Here is a 23,081-nt window from a genome sequence, read left to right as displayed (position 1 = left end):
ATGAGTACTTTCTCACCAACACCTCAGCAAGCATTAGCCATTGACTACACTGGAAGCATGGTAATAACAGCATGTCCGGGAAGCGGTAAGACTACGGTTATAAAAGAAAAAATCAGAAATATTACCGACTGTCTTCCAGAGCATAAAGGGGTCATTGCAATTACATTCACAAAAAAAGCAAGTTCAGAACTGGAACGTAGATGCAAGGCTGAAGGACACAATGTAAAACATAGTTTCTTTGGTACTATTGATAGTTTTTGCTTAAAGGAAATAATTATTCCATTTCTTTCAAGGGTATGGGGAGGAACACCAACAGAATGCAAAGTCTTAAAGAAATTGGAATCTCCATATAACCATTTCATAGAAAGCAATTTTGCTGGCACACCATCAGTTATTAATATCAATGAGGACCCTGGGTATAAAAAACTATACGATGAGGGAATACTTTGGATGGGGTCATTCTCGGCCTTAGCATTAAAAATAATTAATGAATCATCTGCTGCGAAGCGGTATATCAAAGCAAGATATAGCCATATATTCATAGATGAGTATCAAGATTCGTCTTTATCTCAGCATGAGCTATTTCTAAAAATAAACGAACTTGGCTTATGCTCCATTGCTGTTGGTGATGTTTGGCAATCAATCTATGAATTTAGAGGAGGGAATTCGGAGCTTCTTTTAGAATTGGTAAGTAATACAGAATGCTTTAAGCATTTTGAGATAAATTTCAACCATAGATGCCACCCATCAATAAGCAATTATGCTTCAAGATTGCTTGAACCATCCTATGTTTTACTACCTGCGGATGAGATAAGAGTATTTAGGAGACGACTTAATGGAAATCTTAAAGATGCTGCTGTTACGATTTCCTCTTGGATTTCAGGATGGCTGAGTAGTGGCGAATGGAAGTTAGAAAAAGCAAATCAAATAGCCATTTTAGCAAGAAAAGAAAAATCACTAACATTATTCTGCTCTGGATTAAACTTAAACTTCAGGCTTTATGTTGACACACCTCTAGATAAAATTGGTACTGATTGCTCAGATCTATACAAAGATCTGTTAGCATACAAGTACGGCTCTATAAGTACAGCACAAGAGTTTATTAACAAAGTTTTTGATGGGGTTATAGTAGATGATAACACTCTGCTCTTACTAAGAAAAAAAATAAAAACAATTAGAAATGAATTAAAAAATGAAGATTTAATACATAAGTTTCATGATATTGCATATATTTTAGGGATAAATTCAACAGAACATACTGATGGGGCTGTAATAAGAACAATCTCAGACGATATTTTAGTCAAACAATTCAAACCATTAGATGATAATGAGATACAAGTAATGACCCTTCATAAATCTAAAGGACTGGAATTCAAATTAGTATTTCACCTAGATTTAGATGAATGGTCTTTCCCATTTAGAGAATATAACAGCGAAGACAGATACACACCTCGATACCCGACGCTTCAACAAGAACTTAACCTCCACTACGTTGGTATAACCAGAGCTGAGAATTGTTGCATCCTTATTAACTCATCTCTCAGAGAAAATGCATCTGGGGACTTTAAAAACACAGATGAATCATATTTCTTCAAATTACCTCAGTTAAATAATCTGTATAGTTGAACTTTGTAATCATTTACATAGGAGGGATAATTCAAAAAAACCTCCTTTAATTTTAACACTCAACACACTAAGTGTAAAAATATGAACACCAACATGCCGATTATTAATTTTCGCAATTGCTTTTATAAGGAGCAACATTCCAGAAGAACGGCTGCTAAGTTAGCAGCCTGCAGAATTAAAGCTTAAAAAATTTATTATCTTGAGATAATTCAAGAATAATATAACGAGTATATTTCTGGTAATCTTCTGTTATTAATTTATCAGACAGCATAGATACAATATGTTGCCCTGACAATTTAATCGACTCATCAAAAATTTTGCGAACGTGTTGAATATCGATTTCATCAATAGAATCGTGTAGTACAAAGTTAGGTCTCAAAGCTTTTATATCACAAACGGTCTTGATATATGCTAGATCGAAAGTAACAACCTCAAGTCTCTTTAACCCACCTTCGTTATTTGACTCCACATCATCTACATGTGGGGTAGCCATGCCCGCGCAGGACAGCTGGCGCGTACGTCTGGCGATGGCTCGTGAGTGGCGTGACGTGGTGAACAAGCATGGCGGGGATGTGACGGTGACGCATCTGCCTGAAGTGGGAATCAAAGGGAATACCCACTTCCCGTTCTCTGATTTAAATAATGTGCAGATTGCTGATTTGGTTAGTCAATTTTTGAAGGAAAAAGATCTGCAGTAGGAAGAGCCAATATTGAGCCTTCATTAATGAAGGCTCAATACAAACATCAGTTTTATCAAAAAAATAAAATGGGAACGTGACGGTCTGCTTTGAGCGAAAAGAGGACCTTCAAATCCTAACAGGTTCCATTGATTAGCCTTGGCTGTCAGTTACGCCATCGTTAACATGAAGCCGATCGAATAATTCCCTATCCATTTTTTACAAATACGCAGTGGCAAGAAAGACAGATTCTGGCTCATGACAAGTAGAGTGATTCATTTGTATAAAGAGACTTCGCCTTCAGGACGCGTTTTGAACCTGCGATGCATCCACAGGTATTGCTCAGGGGCTCGGAGAATTTCACGCTCGATGATCTTGTTCATATAAGCCGCTGCGGCGACCTTGTCTTCCCCTGGATAGCCTGACAACGGATTGCTGATATACATGTGATAACCTTTTTTATCGCTACGTCGGATCATGCTAAGTGTGATCAAGTGTGCACCAGCGAGTTTTGACAGAGCATACGTTCCGTTCGTCGTGGCTGCTTTTTTTACCGAGAAAAAAGGTGCAAAAACGCTTCCCTTAGACCCATAATCCTGGTCTGGTGCAAACCAAACGGCTTCACCAGCTTTTAGCGCATGAACAAAACCAGATAAATTACGTCGATTAATCATAGCCTTATTTGAACGCATACGCCCTTTTGTCTGTACCCATTCCATTAGTGGATTATTGTGTGGGCGATACGTTGCCATCATAGGATGGCATAAACCCATTACTCTTCCACACAATTCAAGGGACATAAAATGAATCCCGACAACTATTACTCCTCTGGTCGCACCGGTCAGGTTTTCAAGCCCTTCGACATCAAACCATTTTTTGACTCTCGCATCGCTCCAGAACCAGGCCATTCCTGTTTCCATCAGTCCCAGCCCGAGAGAAACAAAGTTTTTATTGACCATCTGGCTCCGGGCAAACGGTGTCATCTCGGGAAAGCAGAGTTCGATATTTCTAATCGCAATTCCTTCCCGGCGTTTCAGAAAGGGTCTGGATATTTTTCCAAGGCCGGAGCCCAGAATGTGTAAAACCGGGTAAGGAAGTTGAACGAGAAGCCACAGCAGACCCAAACCAGACCAGGTAAGCCAGTAGCGGGGATAAAGTAAATTATGAGTAAAAGTCTGTGCCATAAATTTCCTTAATGCTAATGAAGGTTATAACGCAAAAGGAAAACAATGAGGCAATTCGTCTTTAGCGATACATTTTATTTTAGACAATTTAAATTTATCTAAATTCAGAATAAAACAAATAATTTTGCAATGACTGGTAAAGGATTTAAAGAGTCATGAATGAATTGTAAGCCAGTAAAGTTATTCTGTTATAAATTCATGGATTTATCATTGATACTCAAGAAATTGTCTTCTGGATTCATCATCATCAAGGTACTCAAAAGAAAGAAGGCGAATTTTGGTAAGTTTATAAAACCACTCGCAATCGTTTCGTTGAATAATTTCGCCAGGTTTGAAACATATCCCGGATGCCACCCGGATAATCGCATATTTACCATTACTAAACCTGACCCGGTGAATACAGAAAGGTTGACCGGCCTGCCCGTGACAGCTGTTCGACAGGATATGCCCTTCAATAAAAACAGATTTTTTAAATTTCATCATCATACCCTCGACAACCGCAGCACAGGAGAAATGTTGTCATTTCCCGACATCACTTACGTTAAGTGGCAGAAGCTGATCAGCCGCCGATACACCAGCATTCTGAAGGTCTGAACAACAGTCCGCAGGCAGGGCACTCAAGAACCGCATCTTTTCTTAGTTTACCTGCTTTCTGATCAGCTCTGTGTGCGCATACCGGGCAGGCAACATGAACCGGTCTTCCTTTAAAATACCTGAGCCCTTTAGTATAAGACATAAATAATTCTCTGAGGAATACAGTAATTATTATACGCTTTGATATAAAAATAACTGGCATAAGTTATGTTAAGTTGTGTCTGAATCAGGATATCAGATATTGAAAACTGAACGTCTGATTTATGATACACTACCCTTCCGTGAGAAATTTATGATGAAATCAGAAGACACCCTTGACTGGTATCCGGCACAACTACCGCCAGTGAAAATTATTCTTGGCGAAGCCGTGCTGGCTGTGGGCAAACAGGGCCGACCGATTAATACCCGCACCTTGCTGGAATACCTTCAGGTCATGCAGGACAAACAAAAAAGGCGGGATGACAAAATCGCCATGCAGACTGCGATTGATGTTCTCAGGGATAATCAGCGCATTAACGGCAGACGTTAATGCGCCTCTGGGATAAGTGTTATTTCTGAATGATCTCAACCGTATGGTTTTGTCCATCATTCTTCAGCGGTATTCTGTCATCAGAGAGGAGAACACCATCCAGTGTCACGCGATATTCTGCATCGCCGCGTGAGACACTAATCTGATAATGGCTTTCGGCATACTGATAGGCCATAGAAAAAGACGGCCACTCATCCGGTAACCGGGCATGAACAGTAAAGTCAGCGCCGGTGCGTTTTATCCCCAGTAATTCCTCGGTAAGCAAACGCCAGGCCCAGCCAGCAGAACCGGTATACCAGCTCCATCCTGCGCGTCCGGTATGGGGAGCGACGCTGTAGACATCAGCACTCATGACATAAGGCTCAGCTTTATAAATCCCGACAGAGTCCGCATTCAGAGTATGATTTATAGGGTTGAGCATTGACCAGAGTTGCCAGGCACGTTCGGCATTCCCCATCCGGGCAAATGCCATCACGGCCCAGATGGCGCCATGAGTATACTGCCCTCCGTTTTCCCGCACACCGGGCAGGTACCCCTGTATGTAACCTGGATTTGGACCGTGTCCATCGAAAGGAGGCGTTAACAGTTTAATCAGTCCCCCTTCGTTATCCACAAGATGCTTATCCAGCGCCCGCATGGCCTTTGCACACCGCCCCGCGCTCGCGACCCCGGACAATACAGACCAGCTTTGCGCAATCGCATCAATCCGGCAGTCCTGTGAGGCTTTCGACCCCAGGGGAGTACCATCGTCAAAATATCCACGCCGGTACCATTCACCATCCCAGGCGTGGGCTTCGAGATTGCTTTGCAGGCGCAGAGCCTGTGAACGGCACATCGAGGCGACACTTTCATCCAGCCTGCGCTCCGCCAGCGCAGCAAACCGTTGCAAAATATCGTACAGGAAGAAGCCCAGCCAGACGCTTTCGCCTTTGCCTTCGATACCCACCCGGTTCATCCCATCATTCCAGTCACCAGCCCCCATCAGCGGCAGGTCATGCTCCCCGAACCGCAGCCCATGTCGAATAGCTTTGACACAGTGTAACCAGAGAGTCTCTTCGGTGCCGCTGATGACCGGCGTGTCATAGACAGACTCTTCACCAGGCTGAAGCGGGCGTCCCTCCAGATAAGGAATGCATATTCCCAGAGCATCCATATCCCCCGTCGTTTCAACATAGTGGCAAACGGCAAGCGGCAGCCACAGGTAGTCATCGGAACAACGGGTACGGACACCGTTGCCGTGTGGCGGGTGCCACCAGTGCTGCACATCCCCCTCGATAAACTGCCGGGAGGCACAGAGTATTATCTGTTCACGCATCCGGTTCGGATCGGCATGGCTCAGTGCCAGTGAGTCCTGCAGCTGATCGCGAAAACCAAATGCACCGCCAGACTGATAGTAGCCACTACGGGCCATAAGACGACAGGCTACCGTCTGATACAACAGCCAGCCATTAACCAGTAAATTTATGGACGTGTCGGGGGTGTTAACTACGATTTTATCGAGCACATTGTGCCAGTGATTATGAATCCGGTTCAGCTCCTGGCGGACCGTATCCTCGTTCATGTAACGGGCCAGCGTCTCCTGAGCATAAACATCATTCTCCTCTGCGCCGAGGATAAAAATAAATGTCCTCTGGTCCCCGTCAATTAATGTCACCGCCGATTGCACCGCTCCGCAGGGATCCAGACCGGCCCCCGTCTTACCAGAAAGCTTTTGCAGTTTCATGGCCGACGGGGCGTGAAGGGAACCATTACGGCCAATAAACTCCCGGCGGTCCCCTGTCAGAGAACAGTCATTACCGCTGACGGCAAAAAATGCAGTTCGGCCGCCACCATTATCACCATAAAAGTTGTTCGCAAGTACCCCGCAGCCGCCGGGCGTTCTGGCCACATGTGTCACAATGTGAGGAGCTGAGCGAGTTCGTGTTTCTCCGAGCGTCCACTCTACATAGCCTGTGACGGAAAGTTGACGTGTCCGTCCCGAAGAGTTACTGAGCGTCAGGAGCACCAGTTTAACCGGATCCTCTTCGGCAACCAGGACCGTCAACTCGCTGTCGATACCACTCTCTCGATGGGCAAAAACGCTGTAGCCAAAACCATGGCGGGTCAGGTAATCACCGTGTCCGCGAATAGGTAAAGCCGTTGGCGACCAGCACTCCCCGCTCTCTTCATCGCGCAGGTAAAATGCCTCGCCGCTGCGATCGCTCACCGGATCGTTCTCCCACGGCGTCAACCGGTATTCATGTGCATTCTCATACCAAGAGTAGGCCTGTCCTGCCTCTGAGATCACGCTGCCAAAACGGGAATTTGCCAGTATGTTCGACCAGGGAGCCGGTGTAAGCGCATTTTCCCGAAGGACGATCTGATACTCCCGCCCATCCTGAGAAAATCCACCGTACCCATTGAAATGGCATAGCTGACTGATATCAGGGCTCCAGTCCGTATGTTGATTACGTTCGCGCACAGCACGCGGAATGAATGCCCTAGCCGGCGATTTCAGGGTATGAATACGCTGATTAAGCTGCTCATTAATACCCCCAGCGCGGTCATCAAGATAAAGACAGGCCACGCTCATCAAAAGCAACTTATCCTCAGCGGAGAGATGCTCACCGTTGCGGACAAAAAGCCCGCCCTTTTTATCCAGCAGACTGGCTTCAGACCCGGCATAAATTAACTCCATAATCTGATTTTGTAATCCCTGCTGGTAGCCGCCGGGGCTGTTATTCAGGATAACCAAATCAACATCCAGCCCTTTCTGTCTCCAGTAACGGTGTGCCTGAATCAGTGTTGTCACTGAGGCAATACTTTCTTCGCTGGTTATACTGAGCAGCACTATCGGCAGATCGCCTGAAATTGCCCAGCCCCACAGACCGGACTGACCACGCCGGTTGCGGCTGATCACCAGACCTTCGGCGCGAAGCTCCTGGGCAGGGTAAAGCACAGCGCTGGCGAGACGATTAAACAAAGTTGCATCATCTTCACTGGCATTCATCTGGCGTAATACCACCAGACTGTGAGACCAGGCCAGTTCAAAGACGCGATCGGCAATAGGGTAATCGCGATATTTTTCCAGCAGCGCCAGGCTCTGCTGGCGGGTCTCGCTGATACCATAAATGATATCAATCGTGACCGGATGCCCCGGTTGTAGAGTGATGGAGTGACGTATTGCCAGTATCGGATCCAGCACTGACCCCGACGTGTTGCTGAGCGTCCCTCCCGTCTCTATTGCCAGGGCATCAGCAGGGTTTCTGCCACGACCAAGAAATTTTGCCCTGTCCGTTTCAAACGAGACGTTATGTCGGTTATCGCCATGCACCACCATCATGTGAAACAGGCAGGGGCTCGCTTCATCCGGAGAGCGCGGGCGCCGGTGGCAAAGAATGGCGCCACGCTCAGGATCCAGCTCAGTCTGAATAAACAGATTGCTGAATGCAGGGTGAGCCAGATCGCTGGCATCAGGTGCCATTACCACTTCAGCATAGGTTGTCAGTTCCAGAGAGCGGGGCTGGCGACCACGATGGATCAGTGTGAGCCGTCGCAACTCAACATCATCCTCCGGGGAGATCACCACCTGAGTTTTGACGCTAAGTTCTCCGAAGGTGCGTCGGAATTCAGCCCCCGCATCGGTGAAGAAAACTTCCTCGTCTTGTCCGCTGAAGTTGCCTGTCGGTTGCCAGGTATTGCTCCATACATCCCCCGTCTGTGTATCACGGATGTAGCAGAATGCTCCCCAGTTATCACGGGTGGTATCACTGCGCCAGCGTGTGAGTGCAATATCATTCCAGCGACTGTAACCACCGCCGCCCGCGGTCAACATCAGATGATAATGGCCGTTGGACAGGAGTTGAATATCAGGAGCTGGTGTATCCACGCTATAGAAAATACGGGGTTCATAGCGAACGGGTTTGACCCTGCCCTCATGAGATTCAAAGTGACGGCGCGGACTGTACAGATCGACCGCATCCGGCACGCGCTCCTGTAACAGGAGACTCGCTGACCTGAATACCGTACTGGACATAAAGCGTTCAGTCATGGGGGCGTCAAGCAGCACATGAGCCAGCGCCTGAAATGCCATACCCTGGTGATGCGCCATCCAGGACTGTACGACCGCATAAAGCTGGCCGGTTGCAAGACGTGAGGGGGTATAGTCCAGCGCTTCATAAAAACCGTATTCGCCGCATGCACCATTTTTTTGCAGCCTGAACAGGTTCTCACAGGCTCTCTGTGGGGAAACCATCAGCGCCAGCAGTGTGGCGTAAGGAGCAACAACCATGTCATCGGCAAGCCCCCTGCGCAGACCAAGACCCGGTACGCCAAATGCCTGATACTGATAATTATGCTGAACATCAAAAGCATGATAGCCAGACTCTGAAACACCCCATGGTACCCCGCGTTCTTTCCCCCAGAGAATCTGGCGCATAACCGCCGACTGACTCATTTCATCGAGCAGGCTGCCGGGCCAGGTGGGCATCACCAGATTCGGCATCAGATATTCAAACATGGACCCACTCCATGACATCAGGGCAGTTTCATTATCAATCGTGGTAAACAATCGCCCCAGCGCATACCAGCTTTTAAGAGGTAACTGATTAGTCGCAATGGCAAGAAAACTGGTCAGGCGGATTTCAGACGGCAGGAGATCGTAGTGGCTCTTGTCAGGCGTATTCGTGTCACAGTTATAACCGATACTGAGCAGACTGGTTGCTTCACTGTACAGAAAGGCGAAATCCATTCTCGCATGCTCATCCAGCCGCTGTTCTAGCTCGGTGATAATATTGAGTCGCATTCGGGCCTGCTCCGTCGCTGACGCCTGTGATGTTCCTGTACCGGTTGATGTCTGACGGGCAAGCTCGCTCAGCGTCGGCAGCGTCTGTTCGTCCCACGATACAGGTAACCAGCCAAGCAATAACGACCACTCATTGCAGAACTGAACCAGTTGATTCTCCAGATGTCCTGCCCAGCGAATCTGAAGGGGCGCCCCCTGATGACATAACGTGGACAGATGGTTGCACTGGATGCTCATGTTTTTCAGTTCACTGAAAAATGCCTGTGGAGAGAGTGACACCGCGCTCAGGCAGTGTTTGCGCAGCAGTCTCAGGTTGTCAGGTGGGTTCTGACCCCACTGTTTTTCCAGAATATCCAGCGTATCGTTCAGTCCTGCCAGTATCTGTTGGCTGTTTAAAACAGGCTGATGACGCATGGCGGACAGCCCTGCACGCAGCGTCAACAAATGCCCGGCCATATTGCCGCTGTCGACGCTGGAGATATAGCGTGGACTGAGGGGGACCAGCGTACGGGTGTCATACCAGTTGTAGAGATGGCCCCGGTAGTGCTCCATTTTATCCAGCGTGTCGAGCGTGAGCGACACGCGCCGGAGCACCTCTCCGCCAGGCAGGTAGCCAAAGTCCCATGCCGTCAGGTTAGCCATAAGCGAAAGACCAATATTGGTAGGGGAAGTTCGATGTGCCACCGTCGGTTGTGGTATTTCCTGATAATTATCAGGCGGAAGCCAGTTCTCTTTTGCTGTGGCAAAGGTTTCAAAAAAAGCCCAGATTTCACGGCTTGTCTGGCGTAACAGCTGTTTTTGTTTCTGATTTGGCGAAAAAACCTTACGCACGGGCTGGCGACTCAACCAGCTCATCAGCAGCGGTGCCACGCACCATAACAAACCGATCGGCAACGCAATCCACAGTAGCTGGGGGGCAAATTGTCCGGTCAGTATTATCAGCGCCACGCCACCGACAACATTCAGCCACATCGCCTGATAAAAACGTGCAACAGTGGGTCTGGCCTGATTGCTGTCCTGGCTGTGGCTGACCCACTGGCTGAGGTGACGCCTGCTTATCCCCAATCGCCATAGCGTCACGGCGATCGCTTTCAGTGAATATCCGGCTTCGTGCGGCAGTATCGCAACATTAAGACCGATTCCAGACAGACGCTTCAGCGCGCCCGACCCCACCAGTAACAGATGCGGCTTCAGGCGGCGGCGCAGAGGTTTATGGAGAAGGTCATGGGTGATGCATAGGATGGCTGGCAACAGCCAAATCAGTGATAAGATGCCCAGCCAGTAAACCGGATTGGGTACCCCAAGCAGGGTGAAGAACAGCAATACAAGTAAAGAGGGAGCGACCAGACTGCGACGCAGATTATCAAGTAATTTCCAGTAAGAAAGCGCAGTCAGCGGATTCCTGGCCCGGGCTCCATCGGCTTTTCGGACACGTGGTTTCAGCCAGTTAAGCAGTTGCCAGTCGCCCCGGATCCAGCGTGAACGCCGCGCAACATCCGACAGATAATTATTAGGGTACTGTTCGTAGAGTAACACCTCACTCAGCAGACCCGAGCGCGCATAGCACCCTTCGAGTAGGTCATGGCTAAGAACCAGATTTTCCGGGCAGGTGTTGGCAGTGGCCTGCATAAAAATGTCAACATCGTAAATCCCTTTGCCCACGAACGATCCTTCCCCAAAGAGATCCTGATAGATATCCGAAGACATCATCGAATAAGGGTTATTGCCGGGTATGCTGCTTCGCAGGCCTGCGTAACGCCCCTGACCGTTGCGTGGTATCTCCTCCGCAAGACCGGGTTGTAAAATACCAAATCCTTTGACCACCCTCTGGCGTACCGGATCATACTCTGGCGTATTCAACGGATGGGCCATCGCCGCGACCAGTTTGTGAGCCGTATCGCGCGGCAGCACCGTATCACTGTCCAGGGTAATAACGTATTTAATGTGACCCGGTAAAATGTGAGCAGGCATGTCTGCAACGCTGACGAATTGCGTCCCCGGATGGCGCAACCAGCTGTTCAGTAACGCCAGTTTTCCCCGCTTGCGTTCATAGCCCATCCACATTCCTTCCTCGGGGTTCCATTCAGGCTGGCGGTGTAACAGATAAAAACGTGGTGGACCGGAGGGGTAGCGCCGATTCAGCGCCTGCGTATCGGCGATCGCCTGTCTGAGCAGCGCGTGACTTTCCGGCGAGGGTTCATTTTCAGAATCAGCAAAATCAGTGAGCAGCGCGAACCTGAGATTTTCGTTTTCATTCCCAAGCCAGCAGACTTCAAGACTGGAGAGGAGCTGGCTGAAACTTTCGTGGCTGGTCAGCATGCAGGGGATGACGACCATGGTGGCACTGTCAGCGGGAATTCCGGTTGAAAAATCCATCCCCGGCAAGGGGCGAGGAACGCGAAAACGGGTGGTTGCGTCACTGAGTAAATCACTCATTAACTGAGTTAAAGCGATAACCAGAGGCAATATCACCGCGATTAACAGCCAGTCTGCGCCCTGCATGGCAGTTTCGTGCAATATTGCCGCGGTCGCTGCGGTTGTCAACAATGCCAGGCTGCCAAGCCATGACAGCAGGGTTATTCTGTTGAAACTGTGCCGCAAGCGTATGAGTCCTGAAGTGTCTGCCAGGAGATGAATTTCCAGCGCCTGTCGACCTTCGCCCGCGAGATAATAACCAACATGATGTTCCGGTGTATTGGGTGCTTTTTCCTCTGAAAGCGCCAGCACCCTGTCAGCAACCTCATGCTCGCTGAGACCACTGTCTCTGGCCAGGATCTCTACAACGTGGCGGTAATGATCTCGGGTATTGAAGTGCATCCGGGGATAGATCCCGGCAGGATCATTGCGTAATGCCTGTTCAACGACGCTTATCGTTTCGGCGAGATCAGCCCAGTCCGTTTCACTCACTAATCGGAGACCCGCGATGCTGTTACTGACAGACAGCTGGCTGGCGGCAAGCTGTTGATTGAAACTATGTATGAGAACGTCGGTGGTGAGCCCCTGTTCCCGAAGGCACTGATCAACCCAGGTCAGAGGTAACGACAGCGCGTTGCCATGCCCCTGCAGGCGCCGCATCAGCTCTGCGACAAACGCGCTGGTTAACGGGGGGCGAGAGCGCGCCATATCAGCAACCACCATGATTAAATTACCAGGTGCACTCTTTGCACATTCGAAAATCCTGGTTATCCACGTATCGGCAAGGTTTCTGTCCTGCTGCGCATTTATCACTTCCATGCTGATACGACGAAGATTTTCAATCAGCGCCAGGCGCAGCATTCCCGGTAGTGCCCAGACTTCACCTAGCGTCAGCGGTGTCACCTGTTGATAGGCAGTGAGATAGCTGGTCAGGCTCGCGGCATCCCAGCGGCCATCACCGTGAGCAACTGCCTCTGATGCGATATGATAAATTCGTGGGCAATTCAGTGGCGATACCAGCGACGGGAGACCTTTTCCAAAACTTTTCGGCAAGTGCTGGCGGACGGTACGGATTTGTTCCTCAATAAGATAATAATTGTCCAGCAACCATTCACCGGCGGGCATGATACTGGTCTTTTTACCCGCGTTAAGCTCATAGCAGTTTTGGGTGATGACGTCCTCATTGTCGCCAAGCCGTTTCAGAAGATAATAAGGATGTTTATCCGGCGATACTTTATGAGTCTGCGCCAGCTTCTGACCGTAGCGCTCCATCTGGACGGTCGAAAAGAGTTCTGACCGCGGTGTGCTTTCACTCGCAGGATCGTTCGCCGAAAACGTTACGTTTTCGGCAGCATTCATCGGAATACGGGTGCGGTTAAACCACGCTCTTGGGTTCATTTTCATAGCATTGCTCTGATGCGACGTTAACGCGCAGGAGCAGTTGCGAAATCAGTTCAGAAACGTTCTCTCAGGATGGGCGTCAGGCATCAGGGATTTAACAACTGCCGGAATCTAACATAAGTATAGGACATGGGCTCTGATCTGCGGTTTTACTCGAACTAGCGTTGGAAGATAAACAGAGATTTACATCCGGGGCAAAGCATGGCCTGGTTGAGCCGGATTTTTGACAACGGTTGTGCTGATTTTAAGCCACAAACAGGACAGGCAGCAGTGGCAGTGGACGCACTGCTGAAGAGTTTCATTGCATAATTGATAACAGACATAACCATTAACCTTTCAATGAATGAGCTTCACCGTACCACATATGGTTAAGTTTTAATCTATTTATTTTGACACACTGAAAATCAGGAAAGATAAATGTTCGCAGCCACAGGCCCCCTGAGACCGTTTATCCGGCAAAATTCTATGCGGCTTCCAGGGATGAGTAATTCTGATTCGCGGGAGTTAACGGCTGAAATGTGAAGCAGAACGTCTTTTCGGCCATCAGATGGGATGATGAGGCCTTTACCACTAAGAATGTCAAAGCTTTTGACAATTCCTGTCATTTTATGGGACAAGTCAATTCCTTATTGAAAACACGTTAAGACTATACATTGAAAATAGTATTCAGCCACTTTTATTTTCCTTGCAGGACCTCTGGACGTCTAAAATATAATTTGCTTATATTGATTCCCTGTGCCTTAATGAATTCCAACAGTTCGATGTACTAACGAACGTTAAACATTTTCCGGGCAGTCCTCATTACCAGGCGCTATCGCTGATATCCCCTCCTTATGAGTCTATACGTTTAATACTATACGTTTACGATCAATACAATCATATATAACGGGAGTCAGTATGACCTCAAGAATTACAGGCCTGGTAAAATGGTTTGACGAAGACAAAGGTTTTGGCTTCATATCTCCTCTTGATGGCAGCAAAGATATCTTTGTCCATTTTTCTGCACTTAATGGCGACAACTTTAAAACTTTATTTGAAGGACAGAAAGTTGAATTCGCCATTCACAGCGGTGACAAAGGTCCTGCTGCTGCAAACGTAATACTTTGCGATAAATAAATCATTGTGGATCTGCGATAACGATGAAGGATTATTCCTGAGTAGACAGATCCATAACTTAAATCAGATGAAAGTCGTTTATTCTTAATATCAGGTCAGCATATTTTTTCGCAATTATGAGTGTACTGACCGATGTGATGAAGTGCAGGACTGCTGCATAAAAGTCTGAAAGCAGAAGCTAACTGCTTGTTAAATAATAAAGTGCGTAAGAGGCGAGGCTGCCTCCGAAAGCATCACGTCTTTGCTTTTACCTTAATGGCATCTGCCAGTTGACATTCACGCGAGAACAAGGTAATAGAATATGATAAAAGTCCTTGTTTTCTTTAATGCTGAATCCTGTAAAGTCACGACAGTTCTGGAAGGTATATCCTCTATCAGGCAGGAATATCCAAACGGTGAAGAAACACATCTTCGGATTATGTCTGCAAGTTTTCCTTCCTTAACTGGCGATCATGGTATTGTTTACGTAGCTTCTGACAGGGAGTTAACGTCACAGGAGATACTTAATGCGGCCAGGAAATATTTATAGCATTTTTGTTATGCTCTATGCTTCACGTTTAACTGCATACTCACCCTATTTATCAGAAGCGAACAAAAAATGAGTTAATAACATTTATGGCCTGCTAACAGCAGGCTTTTTTTCACATTCAACTTTTTAGAACTTCCCTCTGAAAAGAGAGAATAATTCACTTTCCTCTGACAAAATGCAGGCTCTCTCGCCCTACCTACCATCTTGCCTTTTGTGAGAAATCTTACTAAGCGGCAGGGCTAATTAACTTATTGACTCTTCTGCTTTAAGTTCATCAGGTATGACTGATGCAACAAGACATAAGGATAAATGCGAGGATTTTGAGCAGCGTCGCGATGATTCACGTCGTAACCTGGAATTCTTTGGCGCGCCCCATGTTGTGCTGCTTTTTATGCCAGAAGTGGGCGATAACGTTCGTGTTGCGGGTGACATAGGTATGTACGCTCAGACGCTTCTGCTGTCTCTCACCGCTCCCGGGTTAGGAGGCATTCCGCAGAACATGCTGGGCTTTTATGCCGAAACCATCCGCAAAGAACTGCGTGTGGACCCCGCGTTGAAATTACTGTTCGGCATCTCTCTGGGCTACCCGGGCCGGGATTACCCTGCAAATCAAGACAGAATTAATAAAGCGCCCCTCGGTGAAAGTGTCATCTTCCATCAGTAACTGAAATGCTTTATTAAATGTACTGGCTAAGTGTCAGCCAAGATACCTAGAACTGAATAACATGCACAGCCCAATGTCCGCTTCTGGCACAAAGCCGACCTTCCCCCCTCCCTAAAAATTAATGAACACATCTAATAAACCCTAGCTAATTACCCCATCTAATCGAATAAATCACTTTGCGTTATGCTTTTCCAACACAACAGCTGAAGGATAACGTCATGCAAACTGTAAAACTGAACAACGGTATTGAAATGCCCCTGTTGGGCTTTGGGGTGTTTCAGATGTCTGATGCCGCTGAATGCGAAAGAGCAGTTATTGATGCCATCGATACGGGATACCGCCTGATCGATACCGCCGCGTCTTACCAGAATGAAACCCAGGTCGGGAACGCACTGAAACAGACCGGTATCGCACGTAACGAACTTTTTATAACGACCAAACTTTGGCTACAGGATACCAATTACGAAGGCGCTAAAGCACAGTTCGAACGCTCTCTGAATCGGCTGCAACTTGATTACGTCGACCTGTATCTGATTCACCAGCCTTATGGCGATGTCCATGGGGCATGGCGTGCTATGGAAGAACTGCAGCAGGCAGGCAAAATTCGCGCCATTGGTGTCAGCAACTTCCATCCTGACCGACTGGCCGACCTTATCGCCTTCAACAAAGTTGCCCCTGCGGTGAACCAGATTGAAGTTAACCCCTTCAACCAGCAGCTGCATGCTGTTCCATGGAATCAAAGCCATGGCATTCAGCCGGAAGCCTGGGCACCGTTTGCTGAGGGTAAAAATGGCCTGTTCCAGCATCCCGTGTTAACGGCGATTGGCCAGAAGTACGGCAAAAGCGTGGGTCAGGTTGTGCTGCGTTGGATCTTCCAGCGAGGCATCGTTTCGCTGGCGAAATCGGTGCGCAAAGAACGCATGGCAGAGAACATCAACATTCTCGATTTTGAACTCAGCTCTGAAGATATGCTGCAGATTGTTGCCCTCGACACTGCAACCAGCGCCTTCTTCTCTCACCGCGACCCGGCGATGGTGGAATGGCTGACTAGCCGCAAACTTGATGTTTAAGTCGCGATAAAAGAGGTATTCATTCAATGCAAAAACGTTATCTGGGTAAATCCCGACTCGAAGTATCCGCGCTTGGGCTCGGCTGCATGGGCTTAAGCCATGGCTATGGCCCGGCGACAGATACTCGTCAGGCTATCGAGCTCATTCGCGCTGCGGTTGAACGTGGCGTCACCTTCTTCGATACCGCTGAAGTGTATGGCCCCTTCCTTAATGAAGAAGTTGTCGGCGAAGCCTTAAAACCGTTTCGTGACCGCGTGGTCATCGCCACTAAGTTTGGTTTTACTTTTGGCGACGACAACAAGCAGCAGATTTTAAACAGCCGTCCGGAGCATATCCGTGAAGCGGTGGAAGGATCATTACGCCGTCTCAAGACTGATGTTATTGATCTGCTGTATCAACATCGTGTCGATCCGGATGTCCCCATTGAAGATGTTGCGGGAACAGTGAAGGACCTGATCGCTGAAGGCAAAGTTAAACATTTCGGTCTGTCCGAAGCGGGTGCACAAACTATTCGTCGTGCGCATGCCGTACAACCTGTCACTGCCCTGCAAAGCGAATACTCAATGTGGTGGCGCGAGCCTGAGCAGGAGATCCTGCCGTTGCTGGAGGAACTGGGCATTGGTTTTGTGCCCTTCAGCCCATTAGGCAAAGGCTTCCTGACGGGATCGATTAAGCCAGGAACCACTTTTGGCAAGGATGATTACCGCAGCACCGTGCCGCGTTTCGCCGAGCAGGCGATTGAAGCCAATGAAAAGCTGGTCTCATTGCTGGGTGAACTGGCGGCAGAGAAAGGCGTGACGTCTGCGCAAATTGCGCTGGCATGGCTGCTGGCACAAAAGCCGTGGATTGTTCCTATCCCTGGTACCACCAGACTGCACCGGCTGGAAGAAAACCTGGCGGCTGCCGACATCATTCTTTCGCAGGATGACTCACGGCAGATAACCCAGGCGCTTGAAACCATTAAAGTCGTCGGCGAACGTTACTCTCCTGAGCATCAGGCTCGCGTGGGCCGTTAACACTCGAACGGGCCCTCTGCGAATGGGGGACCCGTTATTCCTGGTAGCGAAGTGCATCGATCATCAGCGCAAAAGCGGGCGGATGCTGCTTACGGCTCGGGTAGTAAAGGTAATATCCGGGGAAAGACGGACACCAGTCCTGCAAAACCTGAATAAGCTCTCCTGACTTTATATAATCCTGCACCCTGTCTTCAGGTATACAGGCGATGCCAAAACCTGATAACGCCGCATCAATCCTTTCTGCCTGCAGATTAAACGTTACCTGCCCTTCCACTCGGACCCGTAACGGTTTCCCTTCCTTCTCAAACTCCCAGTGGTAAAGCCCACCGGCTGTCGGCAGGCGCATATTGATACACCGGTGATTTTGTAGTTCGTGCGGCGTTTCAGGTGCAGGATTTGCCTCGAAATAAGACGGCGCTCCCACTACTGCCATTCTCATATCCGGCCCAATTCTTACCGCAATCATGTCCTTATCCACGCTTTCGCCCAGGCGGATCCCGGCATCAAAACGCCCCTCAACAATATCGACAAAGCCGTTATCCACCACCAGTTCGAGATTAATTTCCGGGTATTCCCTGAGGAAGGGTTTTAGCTTCGGCCATACCAGACTTCGCGCGGCATGCTCCCCGGCTGATAAACGAATATTTCCGGAGGCGGTGCCGTTCAGCTGAACCAGCGATTCCAGCTCCTGTTCAAGATCGGCAATACGCGGTTCAAGGCAGGCAATAATTCTCTCACCGGCCTCTGTGGGGGCAACGCTTCGGGTCGTGCGGGTCAGAAGGCGGATATTCAGCCTTTCCTCCAGGGCCCTCATCGCGTGGCTGAGTGCAGACTGAGAAACGCCCAGTTTGCCCGCTGCTTTGGTAAAACTTCGCTCCCTTGCCACCACAAGAAAGATTTGCAGTTCGTTGAAGTTTTCTTTCAGCATCGGAGATTTCCTTATGGAGGCATTCCCTTCATCGCACACTCATGAAGGGTGTTCATAGACACAATCATTTTAGCCCTGTTACTGACAATAATGATAATTGATATTCTGACCATATCGAAAATAAGTCCGAATTATCAGAAGGTTTATCATGAAAATACTCGTTGCAGGGGCGACCGGAGGTATTGGTCTTCATGTCGTGAATATCGCTATCGAAATGGGCCATCAGCCCGTCGCGCTGGTCAGAAATAAACACAAAGTAAAATTGCTTCCTCGTGGCACGGATGTTTTATACGGCAATGTTTCAATGCCTGAAACACTCACCGAATTACCGAAAGATATTGATGCTATCATCTTCACGCTCGGTTCTGATGGTCAGGGGCGTATTGGTGCCAGAGCGATCGATTACGGCGGAGTGCGTAATATTTTACGAATTTTCAAGAATAGACCTGTTCGTATCAGCCTGATGACCACGATTGGCGTGACTGAACGGCTCAGCACCTGGAATCAACGCACTGAGGTTCATGACTGGAAAAGACGTGCCGAGCGTCTGGTCAGGGCCAGTGGTCACCCCTATACCATCGTCAGGCCCGGCTGGTTTGATTACAACAATGATGATGAGCACAGAATCGTTATGCTTCAGGGAGATCGTCGCCATGCGGGCACTCCGGAAGATGGTGTGATATCCCGGGAGCAAATCGCCCGAGTGCTGGTTGATGTTCTGAGCAACGACGAGGCAAAAAATAAAACGTTCGAGCTGGTGGCTGAGCGAGGCGAAGCACAGCAGGATCTTACCCCACTCTTTTCAGATTTGCAGGCTGATGATCCACAAAAAAATGATGGGGTTCTGGACATAGACAATATGCCTCTGAGTGAAGAACCTGACTGCATTATTAACGAGCTGAACCTGTATTCAAAAAATTAACCAATCTACCACCCTGACAATTTTGTCATATAGCGGTCAGTCTCATGACAGCTTAGGTCTGTATATTTGAATGTACAGAGGGGAGAGTTCCCCTGATACGAATCCAGTTTCAAACATTGAGTTTAAAAGAGGTATTAGATATGAAATCACTACTTATTACTTCATTAGTCATGGGATTTATTGCAGTGAATGCCGCATCTGCCGCTCAGGAAATTAACCATGCAGATGGGAAAGAAAAGATAGGTTTAGTCTCAGCCAGCAATGCCTATACGCTTGATGAATTATCGAATGCGCTCTCTCGTAAGGCTGATGAGCAAGGAGCAACATCGTTCAAAATTCTGTCGACTACGGGGAATAACCGACTGCACGGGGTTGCTGAAATCTATAAGTAAATCAAAAAAAATCCCAAACAGGATGTGTTACAGCCCTCTTATAGTGAGCGTCGTTCTATGTTCAGAACAGAAGACATCGTCGATGAGATAACTCAATGGATTGATTCAAACTTACATAAGCCGCTGAAGATAGAGGATGTTGCTGCGCGGGCAGGATACTCCAAGTGGCATCTTCAGCGGATTTTTGTACAGGTAAAAGAAGTCAGCCTTGGAAAATATATAAGAGATAAAAAACTTAAACTTGCAGCTAAAGATCTCATCGAGACTAATGAGCCAGTGATGGGTATAGCCTATAAATATGGATTCGATTCCCAGCAAACATTTACGAGAGTCTTCTCTAAAAAATACAAATTGCCACCATTGAGATATAGACATGCCGAAAGTCGAAAAAAACACTAACACTTTAAAGTTATTAACCTTACATAACATCACCAAATAATATTTTATTTCGGCATCAAAAATTGGAGGCCTTTTTATCAAGAAATTTCTTGTCGGAAACATAACTCCAGCTTTGTTTTAACATACAACGTCTAGACCATAACCCTCAGCTGTTACATATCAGCAGAAAAATCGACCAAAACTAGATGGATATATCAATCACATATCCATCCTAGCAAACCATGAGCTTTTAGATATCCAGAGTACCTTTGTAGTCGATTCATGGTACTGAGCGGACAAGCTAACTGAATTGAGGATCCGCTCGGAGCGAAAAGAGGAAGTTGTGATACCTAATGGAAAACTAGTTCAAACTCTCGAAATTAAACTTACCTAATAATCACTCGTTGAAGATTTACACAGTTCGCTTTGAATTTTGTCCAATAACTCATCGGTTAAACCGTATTTTAGTGCAGCGTTACGTGCTATAGGGTAGAGGATATCTTCAACAGAATTAAATAGCTCGATTGAATCATTAAGCTCTCTAATCATCTGATCCCGTCCATTTTTATTAATGAAATCTACTGCATGATCGACAAAAAAAGAATGTGCTAGCCAGTTTCTTTTTTTTAAAGTTGTTGAAAGCATGATTTCAATATTACCATCAAGAAGCTCAAGTTTTCTAATCAGGCCTAAAAGCTGCCCCATTGTTTTCTCAGATAATACCTTATCAAACTTGTCAAACTCTAATTCCCACTTATCGCGGGTAGTAAATGTGGGTACATTTTTCGTAAAAAAATCGAAGAAAATAAGAAGTTGAACTATCGACTGCTCTACACATTGTGCTCTATACATCGCAAGACCAAAGTATGCGTAGACCTCTTTACAGTGTTCAGAAGTATCCATGATGTGACCTTGCCAATTCAAATTATCTTCATAATGTGTACTAACATAGCATGAAGTCAGCAACCTCCACTCCTGGCACAGAGCGGAAATTGGCACAGCTATTCGCCAAACAAGTCAATTGATACATCAGGAAATCCGTAATTACGAGTCCCTCTATTACCTGGGTTGTCTGGATTTCCCACGTTACCTGGGTTTCCCGGATTACCTATATTCCCTAGATTCCCCAAATGCTTGTTTAGTACCATGCTTTCATGGAGTTCACCAACATATTGACCAAAAAGTCTGTGGACATGTGTTCCGCGAAGTTGCCCGACAGCACTACCGTTCATGCTATGTATATATTTCCCACGGATAAAGCCTACGGCGCTTCCTTTTGAATTATAAATATAATCTGTCATTTTATTACCTCATCTTTTCTTAGTTAACTCTGACCTAAGCCATCTTATAAAAAATAAACACTGAAGATCTTCTGTTTCATCACATAACCATGACCTTACTGCTTTAACCTCTGCTTTTGGCACTAAGCAGACAGTCAGACGCAAATGTAAATCAGTACAAAAAAATTACTGGGGTTGAACTCCTCCAAAACGGAGGAGCTAAGCTTTAGATTTCACACTACCTACTAATGAACGACCAATTTAAGGTTTGTATCATAAGACCATGATTATCTTATGTTTTCTAATGTTATCAATATAATCCGCATACCACTGCATCATCTCCCTCCTTCCTTCCAAATACAACGCATGGTTATACGTCCCACGGATCGCATTCTTATCGACATGCGCAAGCTGGGTTTCAATCCATGCCGTATTAAACCCTTCCTCATGCAAAATTGTACTCATCGTGTGCCTAAAACCATGTCCAGTAACCTTCCCCGTATATCCAATCCGCTTAAACACCTGATTAATACTCGCTTCACTCATCGTTTTGCGGGGATCATTCCGCCCAGGAAACACAAGAGGATATTGCCCAGACATCACTTTGAGCTGCTGTACGATCTCTAGTGCTTGGGTAGAGAGGGGGACAAGGTGAGGCCGTTTCATCTTCATTCGGTCGGCAGGAATTTCCCACACCGCTTTCTCAAGATCAAACTCACTCCAGAAAGCACCTCGAAGCTCACCGGTGCGAACTCCCGTAAGGATCAGCAAACGTGCGGCAAGAACAACTAGCGGGCTTCCTGTATAGCTGGATAGGGCTTCAAAGAAGTCTGGTAACTCTTCAACAGTCAGGAAGGGATAATGCTTCGATTCATGCCCTGACATCGCGCTGGTTAGATCCGCTGCAGGATTGTATTCCGCACGACCAGTAACTATGGCGTAACGAAAGACTTCACTGCAGCGCTGGCGAACCTTCTTGGCCTTCTCTGTCGCGCCACGGCTTTCCATTCGACGCAGCACATTAAGCAGAACCAGCGGTTTGATTTCATTCACCGGCAGCTGGCCGATATAGGGGAAAATATCTTTATTGAAGGCCTCCAGAATGTCAGAAGCATACCCTTCTGACCATCTGCTCACCTTCGTACCGTGCCACTCAAGCGCCACAGACTGGAACGTATTATTGAGTTGCACATCGCGAACCAGCTTTTCTTCTTTCTTGGCAAACGCTGGATCGATACCTTCGGCCAGTTTTTTCTTGGCTTCATCACGTAGTGCCCTCGCTTGTGCAAGGGACACTGCTGGATAAACACCAAAAGCCATACGCTTCTCTTTTCCATTGAAGCGATACTTCATCCGCCAGTATCTGGAACCAGAGGGAACAACCTCAAGATACAAACCAGCACCATCTGCCAGCTTGTAGGCTTTCTCTCTGGGTTTAGCAGCGTCTACCTGTCGCGCATTAAGCTTCATTGGGGGCATCTCCCTGGACCGAACACAGAATGCCCCCACTTATGCCCCCAACTGTAACTTGATTCCGGTTGAGTCCAGTTGATAACAGGAGATAAAATACGGGCTTG

Annotated in this window: 21 protein-coding genes and 1 pseudogene; 12 read left to right on the top strand and 10 right to left on the bottom strand. The window is 47.5% G+C overall.

Translation table 11 applies throughout. The features are described from left to right. Positions 1-1,626, top strand: a complete 1,626-nt coding sequence (locus OGX84_RS16290; RefSeq protein WP_286458186.1) for a UvrD-helicase domain-containing protein — start codon at positions 1-3, stop codon at positions 1,624-1,626. Between the two features lie 175 nt (positions 1,627-1,801). On the opposite strand, the gene OGX84_RS16285 is transcribed toward OGX84_RS16290, so the two are convergent. Next, positions 1,802-2,119 (bottom strand): DUF2326 domain-containing protein, encoded by a 318-nt coding sequence (locus OGX84_RS16285; RefSeq protein ID WP_275055245.1) that lies wholly within the window; start codon positions 2,117-2,119, stop codon positions 1,802-1,804. Here OGX84_RS16285 and OGX84_RS16280 point away from each other — a divergent pair. After that, positions 2,112-2,324 (top strand): annotated as a pseudogene (locus OGX84_RS16280) (alpha/beta hydrolase); the annotation flags it as partial. The gene OGX84_RS16285 and the pseudogene OGX84_RS16280 overlap by 8 nt on opposite strands. A gap of 254 nt (positions 2,325-2,578) precedes the next feature. Here the strand turns inward: OGX84_RS16280 and lpxP are convergent. Further along, a complete protein-coding gene (gene lpxP, locus OGX84_RS16275; protein WP_248622763.1) occupies positions 2,579-3,487 on the bottom strand; it encodes a kdo(2)-lipid IV(A) palmitoleoyltransferase in 909 nt (302 codons plus the stop codon). Between the two features lie 210 nt (positions 3,488-3,697). Between lpxP and OGX84_RS16270 the strand changes: the two genes are divergently transcribed. Further along, positions 3,698-4,081, top strand: coding sequence for a hypothetical protein (locus OGX84_RS16270; RefSeq protein ID WP_275055246.1), 384 nt, complete (start codon positions 3,698-3,700; stop codon positions 4,079-4,081). Here the strand turns inward: OGX84_RS16270 and OGX84_RS22775 are convergent. Then, on the bottom strand, positions 4,047-4,223 hold the full coding sequence (locus OGX84_RS22775) for a YnfU family zinc-binding protein (protein ID WP_353622264.1): 177 nt from the start codon (positions 4,221-4,223) through the stop codon (positions 4,047-4,049). The genes OGX84_RS16270 and OGX84_RS22775 overlap by 35 nt on opposite strands. Positions 4,224-4,376: 153 nt before the next feature. Between OGX84_RS22775 and OGX84_RS16265 the strand changes: the two genes are divergently transcribed. Further along, complete coding sequence (locus OGX84_RS16265) at positions 4,377-4,610, top strand: YnaE/YdfK family cold shock protein (protein ID WP_004132711.1); 234 nt, start codon at positions 4,377-4,379, stop codon at positions 4,608-4,610. Between the two features lie 19 nt (positions 4,611-4,629). Here the strand turns inward: OGX84_RS16265 and OGX84_RS16260 are convergent, their stop codons facing one another. The 3 genes from OGX84_RS16260 to cspF form a co-directional block, all read right to left on the bottom strand. Then, positions 4,630-13,212, bottom strand: coding sequence for a glycoside hydrolase family 94 protein (locus tag OGX84_RS16260; RefSeq protein ID WP_275055247.1), 8,583 nt, complete (start codon positions 13,210-13,212; stop codon positions 4,630-4,632). 155 nt (positions 13,213-13,367) lie between these two features. Next, positions 13,368-13,532 carry a YnfU family zinc-binding protein gene (locus tag OGX84_RS16255; protein ID WP_286458183.1) on the bottom strand — a complete coding sequence of 55 codons (165 nt, stop codon included), beginning with the start codon at positions 13,530-13,532 and terminating at the stop codon, positions 13,368-13,370. 81 nt (positions 13,533-13,613) lie between these two features. Next, positions 13,614-13,826, bottom strand: coding sequence for a cold shock-like protein CspF (gene cspF / locus OGX84_RS16250; RefSeq protein WP_001446195.1), 213 nt, complete (start codon positions 13,824-13,826; stop codon positions 13,614-13,616). Between the two features lie 280 nt (positions 13,827-14,106). Here cspF and OGX84_RS16245 point away from each other — a divergent pair, with 280 nt between their 5' ends. The 5 genes from OGX84_RS16245 to OGX84_RS16225 all read left to right on the top strand — a co-directional run bounded on the left by OGX84_RS16245 (position 14,107) and on the right by OGX84_RS16225 (position 17,604). Then, entirely contained in the window at positions 14,107-14,325 is a 219-nt protein-coding gene (locus OGX84_RS16245) for a cold shock domain-containing protein (RefSeq protein WP_275055248.1), read from the top strand. A 301-nt stretch (positions 14,326-14,626) separates the two neighbouring features. Continuing rightward, positions 14,627-14,854, top strand: a complete 228-nt coding sequence (locus OGX84_RS16240) for a hypothetical protein (protein ID WP_275055249.1) — start codon at positions 14,627-14,629, stop codon at positions 14,852-14,854. A gap of 280 nt (positions 14,855-15,134) precedes the next feature. After that, positions 15,135-15,518 (top strand): nitroreductase family protein, encoded by a 384-nt coding sequence (locus tag OGX84_RS16235; protein ID WP_136546415.1) that lies wholly within the window; start codon positions 15,135-15,137, stop codon positions 15,516-15,518. 218 nt (positions 15,519-15,736) lie between these two features. Continuing rightward, entirely contained in the window at positions 15,737-16,588 is an 852-nt protein-coding gene (locus OGX84_RS16230; protein WP_275055250.1) for an aldo/keto reductase, read from the top strand. Between the two features lie 26 nt (positions 16,589-16,614). Then, entirely contained in the window at positions 16,615-17,604 is a 990-nt protein-coding gene (locus OGX84_RS16225) for an aldo/keto reductase (protein WP_275055251.1), read from the top strand. A gap of 34 nt (positions 17,605-17,638) precedes the next feature. On the opposite strand, the gene OGX84_RS16220 is transcribed toward OGX84_RS16225, so the two are convergent. Next, a complete protein-coding gene (locus OGX84_RS16220) occupies positions 17,639-18,532 on the bottom strand; it encodes a LysR family transcriptional regulator (protein ID WP_275055252.1) in 894 nt (297 codons plus the stop codon). Positions 18,533-18,680: 148 nt separating this feature from the next. Here OGX84_RS16220 and OGX84_RS16215 point away from each other — a divergent pair, with 148 nt between their 5' ends. The 3 genes from OGX84_RS16215 (at position 18,681) to OGX84_RS16205 (ending at position 20,245) form a co-directional block, all read left to right on the top strand. Further along, the gene (locus OGX84_RS16215; protein WP_275055253.1) at positions 18,681-19,454 is read left to right on the top strand and encodes an SDR family oxidoreductase; all 774 of its coding nucleotides are present in this window, start codon (positions 18,681-18,683) and stop codon (positions 19,452-19,454) included. A 140-nt stretch (positions 19,455-19,594) separates the two neighbouring features. Further along, positions 19,595-19,846 (top strand): YdgH/BhsA/McbA family protein, encoded by a 252-nt coding sequence (locus OGX84_RS16210; RefSeq protein ID WP_275055254.1) that lies wholly within the window; start codon positions 19,595-19,597, stop codon positions 19,844-19,846. Between the two features lie 57 nt (positions 19,847-19,903). Further along, positions 19,904-20,245 carry a helix-turn-helix domain-containing protein gene (locus tag OGX84_RS16205; protein WP_275055255.1) on the top strand — a complete coding sequence of 114 codons (342 nt, stop codon included), beginning with the start codon at positions 19,904-19,906 and terminating at the stop codon, positions 20,243-20,245. 369 nt (positions 20,246-20,614) lie between these two features. Here the strand turns inward: OGX84_RS16205 and OGX84_RS16200 are convergent, their stop codons facing one another. The 3 genes from OGX84_RS16200 to OGX84_RS16190 form a co-directional block, all read right to left on the bottom strand. Then, positions 20,615-21,127, bottom strand: a complete 513-nt coding sequence (locus tag OGX84_RS16200) for a hypothetical protein (protein ID WP_275055256.1) — start codon at positions 21,125-21,127, stop codon at positions 20,615-20,617. Between the two features lie 98 nt (positions 21,128-21,225). Beyond that, on the bottom strand, positions 21,226-21,525 hold the full coding sequence (locus tag OGX84_RS16195; protein ID WP_275055257.1) for a 4-fold beta flower protein: 300 nt from the start codon (positions 21,523-21,525) through the stop codon (positions 21,226-21,228). Between the two features lie 252 nt (positions 21,526-21,777). Then, entirely contained in the window at positions 21,778-22,974 is a 1,197-nt protein-coding gene (locus tag OGX84_RS16190; protein WP_275055258.1) for a tyrosine-type recombinase/integrase, read from the bottom strand. Positions 22,975-23,081: the final 107 nt, after the last annotated feature.

This window comes from Citrobacter sp. CK202 (assembly GCF_030333225.1).
GTDB lineage: Bacteria > Pseudomonadota > Gammaproteobacteria > Enterobacterales > Enterobacteriaceae > Citrobacter_B > Citrobacter_B koseri.
This window is presented reverse-complemented; position numbering and strand designations above follow the sequence as displayed.

What these genes read in the sequence shown, in the direction of transcription:
- OGX84_RS16190 (WP_275055258.1), bottom strand. Translation starts at nt 22,974, where the DNA reads ATGAAGCTTAATGCGCGACAGGTAGACGCTGCTAAACCCAGAGAGAAA.
- OGX84_RS16205 (WP_275055255.1), top strand. Translation starts at nt 19,904, where the DNA reads ATGTTCAGAACAGAAGACATCGTCGATGAGATAACTCAATGGATTGAT.
- OGX84_RS16245 (WP_275055248.1), top strand. Translation starts at nt 14,107, where the DNA reads ATGACCTCAAGAATTACAGGCCTGGTAAAATGGTTTGACGAAGACAAA.
- OGX84_RS16290 (WP_286458186.1), top strand. Translation starts at nt 1, where the DNA reads ATGAGTACTTTCTCACCAACACCTCAGCAAGCATTAGCCATTGACTAC.
- OGX84_RS16255 (WP_286458183.1), bottom strand. Translation starts at nt 13,532, where the DNA reads ATGTCTGTTATCAATTATGCAATGAAACTCTTCAGCAGTGCGTCCACT.
- OGX84_RS16240 (WP_275055249.1), top strand. Translation starts at nt 14,627, where the DNA reads ATGATAAAAGTCCTTGTTTTCTTTAATGCTGAATCCTGTAAAGTCACG.
- OGX84_RS16200 (WP_275055256.1), bottom strand. Translation starts at nt 21,127, where the DNA reads ATGGATACTTCTGAACACTGTAAAGAGGTCTACGCATACTTTGGTCTT.
- OGX84_RS16210 (WP_275055254.1), top strand. Translation starts at nt 19,595, where the DNA reads ATGAAATCACTACTTATTACTTCATTAGTCATGGGATTTATTGCAGTG.
- OGX84_RS16260 (WP_275055247.1), bottom strand. Translation starts at nt 13,212, where the DNA reads ATGAAAATGAACCCAAGAGCGTGGTTTAACCGCACCCGTATTCCGATG.
- OGX84_RS16230 (WP_275055250.1), top strand. Translation starts at nt 15,737, where the DNA reads ATGCAAACTGTAAAACTGAACAACGGTATTGAAATGCCCCTGTTGGGC.
- OGX84_RS16220 (WP_275055252.1), bottom strand. Translation starts at nt 18,532, where the DNA reads ATGCTGAAAGAAAACTTCAACGAACTGCAAATCTTTCTTGTGGTGGCA.
- lpxP (WP_248622763.1), bottom strand. Translation starts at nt 3,487, where the DNA reads ATGGCACAGACTTTTACTCATAATTTACTTTATCCCCGCTACTGGCTT.
- OGX84_RS16195 (WP_275055257.1), bottom strand. Translation starts at nt 21,525, where the DNA reads ATGACAGATTATATTTATAATTCAAAAGGAAGCGCCGTAGGCTTTATC.
- OGX84_RS16225 (WP_275055251.1), top strand. Translation starts at nt 16,615, where the DNA reads ATGCAAAAACGTTATCTGGGTAAATCCCGACTCGAAGTATCCGCGCTT.
- OGX84_RS16235 (WP_136546415.1), top strand. Translation starts at nt 15,135, where the DNA reads ATGACTGATGCAACAAGACATAAGGATAAATGCGAGGATTTTGAGCAG.
- OGX84_RS16285 (WP_275055245.1), bottom strand. Translation starts at nt 2,119, where the DNA reads ATGGCTACCCCACATGTAGATGATGTGGAGTCAAATAACGAAGGTGGG.
- OGX84_RS16215 (WP_275055253.1), top strand. Translation starts at nt 18,681, where the DNA reads ATGAAAATACTCGTTGCAGGGGCGACCGGAGGTATTGGTCTTCATGTC.
- OGX84_RS22775 (WP_353622264.1), bottom strand. Translation starts at nt 4,223, where the DNA reads ATGTCTTATACTAAAGGGCTCAGGTATTTTAAAGGAAGACCGGTTCAT.
- OGX84_RS16265 (WP_004132711.1), top strand. Translation starts at nt 4,377, where the DNA reads ATGAAATCAGAAGACACCCTTGACTGGTATCCGGCACAACTACCGCCA.